At 58.4% G+C, this 2574-nt stretch carries 2 protein-coding genes and 1 pseudogene; all 3 read right to left on the bottom strand.

Features of this window, described 5'->3' with window-relative positions; all coding sequences use genetic code 11:
* Positions 1–397: 397 nt before the first annotated feature.
* On the bottom strand, positions 398–835 hold the full coding sequence (locus RXV90_RS25715) for a molybdopterin dinucleotide binding domain-containing protein (protein WP_316653270.1): 438 nt from the start codon (positions 833–835) through the stop codon (positions 398–400).
* A 153-nt stretch (positions 836–988) separates the two neighbouring features.
* Positions 989–1228, bottom strand: a pseudogene (locus RXV90_RS25710) (molybdopterin-dependent oxidoreductase); the annotation flags it as partial.
* Between the two features lie 12 nt (positions 1229–1240).
* On the bottom strand, positions 1241–2368 hold the full coding sequence (locus RXV90_RS25705) for a molybdopterin-dependent oxidoreductase (RefSeq protein WP_316653269.1): 1128 nt from the start codon (positions 2366–2368) through the stop codon (positions 1241–1243).
* Positions 2369–2574: the final 206 nt, after the last annotated feature.

The following is a 2574-nucleotide window of genomic DNA, read 5'->3' as shown; positions in this document are numbered from 1 at the left end:
CCTCCCAGACAGGATGAATCACAAATCAGCTCCAACAGGAATCCCCGCGATTCAGGTTTTCAGTCGGATGCTTTAGCAACCGTCTCCATGCGCTCTATGAACCCGCCGAGTGTTCGAGGTTGAGCCGGGCGAGCAGACCCACAGAGCAGAGCCCCATCCAAGAAATCTGCACGAAATCTATCCCAATCTGGCTCTGTCCCTTCGCTCCAACGCATTGGCTCAAAGTGCTCGGCGATCAGCTTGCTAATAGCTTCATCGTCAGACATCGACTTCCTCCCCTTGGTCAATCCACTAACCATATCAAGAAAAAAGAAGATCGCTGCTCCTCACTGTGGTGACCAATGTCGATTCTTGAACCGACCATCTGACTTGCCCGCTGTGAAGAGAATTGCCGGTTTCAGCTTGTTGTGGTCACCTCGACAAAAATGTCATTGAAGGTCGGCTGCCCACCCTCGGTCCAGTTGCTGTTCGCCAAGCGGTTTGAGACCGGCGAACCATCCTCATCAGAGGTCCACCAAAACTTCCCTTCGAGAACCGTGGTGCCTTTGAGAACGGCATCGGTGACACGGAGCGTCGCCGCCAGTGTGCCCTTTCCGTTATGAGCTACGATCCCGCTGCCATCTTTCAATCCCAACTTCTCGGCGTCCGACGGGTGCATTTCCAGCGTCGGGTTTCCCTGTTGTCCGGCCTGTCTCGGCATATTCGCGAATGTTGAGTTAAGGAGGTAGTGCGGCTTAACGGTAAGGAGCCTCAGTTTACCGTTCGGAACGAGGTCGCTTACGTCGAGGTCCTCTGGCCCTTTCAGGCCGGTCGACAACTTTAGGGTGCCTCCCATCGAAGCCGGATCTCTCCTCGGCTGCGGCGCATAAAGCCAGCCTTGCTGATTGAGCGTCTCCCAGTCGAAATCGTCCGGCAGGCAGGAACGGGCGATAGTTTCGTCGTCTGCGAAGAGCGCGGGCTCGTCGAGTCCCATTTCTCTGGCCAAGAGGCATAGGATCTCGGTGTGCGGCTTGGACTCTCCGAGCGGCTGGATGGCGGGATGGTTCAGCCCCACATAGCAATGCCCCCATGAGCCCTGAGCGTCGAAGTGTTCGAGCTGGGTGGTCGACGGCAAGACGATATCCACATGCCGCGCGGTGTCCGTCATGAACTGTTCGATCACTACCGTAAACAGATCATCCCGGCACAATCCCTGCCTGACCGTCTCGGCATCGATCTGGTTCACAAGGGGATTGTGCCCCTATATCATCAGTCCCTTGATAGGGGGATCGAGGTTCGACGACGTCAGAATCCGACCAAGTTGGCCCCTGTGGAGGCTTCGCGTTCCCTCCGGCGATAGTTCCGGGCATTCCGGAGCAGCGTTGTCGAAGGTCGGATAGCCCTCGATGGACAGGCCGCCGCCGGGTCGCCTCCAGTGACCTGACAGGATCGCAAGTGCGCTGATACTCCTAACGAAGACATCACCAGACCGGGATTGCTGAGGCCCGATACCGACGCGAAGGGTGCCCGGCCGCGCCGCCCCGTAGACACGTGCGATCCGTACGACATCATCCGGCGCCACTCCTGTGACCTCGCAGACATGGTCGGGTGTCCAGGCTTTGATTTCCTTAAGATAGGCATCCAGGTCGTCGGCCGCCGAACGCGCGTATTCAAAGTCGGCCAGCCCCTCCTCGACCAGCACATTCGCCATACCGGCGGCAAGAACAGCGTCCGTTCCTGGCCGAATTGGAATGTGCTCATCGCATTTTGCCGCAGTTCGCGTTCGTCTCGGATCGATACTGATGATCTTTGCGCCCCGCGTCTTTCTCGCTTCGAGGCAAAAATGCCAGTGGTGGTGGGCCGTGGACAGCAGGTTAGCTCCCCAGAGTAGGATGCATTCGCTTTCCGCGAGTGTCTCGGGATCGAAGCTTATCGGGTGTCCTTCCGCCGCCACAGCGTTATCAGACTGGCCGCACAGGCTGCCATGGAGGCGGCTTGCACCGATATGGTGGAACAGGCGCATGAGCGCGCGGCGTTGCAAGGCGCCGGCCGAACCCATGTCGTGAAGCGGCATCAGCGCCTCGGAACCCCAGTCATTGATGCTGTTTTCAAACTCGGAAGCGATCTCGCGTATCGCTTCGTCCCAGGAAATCCGCTCGAACTCGCCGCTGCCCTTGGCGCCCGTGCGGCGCAAAGGGTGCAACAGACGGTCGGGCGCATAGGTGCGGGTCTGGTAGTCATTGACCTTGGCGCACAGAACTCCGCGAGTGAAGGGGTGCTCCTTTGAGCCGACGACCTTGATAACCTTGCCGTCCTCTACATGCGCCACCCATGAACAGCCGTCTTGACAATCATGTGGGCAGCACCCCAGCACCTCCGAATGTCTCATTTTGCCACCTCCCGCAGGTCGATTTCCCACGCTTTGCGGGATAGTAACACAGTCGAGTAGGTCAGCCGAATGTTGTGCTCCTGCAGTTGAAGCGATGGGAAGTGGGAGACAACTGAACGTCTGCTCCGGGCCGATTGTGTTGAAGAAGTCGGCTTGAAGAGCGCGAGCGGATTGCGGTCGCGTGTGCTTTTACCTGGCGCTCAGGC

This window comes from Ovoidimarina sediminis, from assembly GCF_032586175.1.
GTDB lineage: Bacteria > Pseudomonadota > Alphaproteobacteria > Rhodobacterales > Rhodobacteraceae > Ovoidimarina > Ovoidimarina sediminis.
This window is presented reverse-complemented; position numbering and strand designations above follow the sequence as displayed.

Bases quoted from the DNA above. Each gene is read 5' to 3' on its own strand.
- RXV90_RS25715 (WP_316653270.1), bottom strand. From the start codon at position 835: ATGGGAGGCACCCTAAAGTTGTCGACCGGCCTGAAAGGGCCAGAGGAC.
- RXV90_RS25705 (WP_316653269.1), bottom strand. From the start codon at position 2,368: ATGAGACATTCGGAGGTGCTGGGGTGCTGCCCACATGATTGTCAAGAC.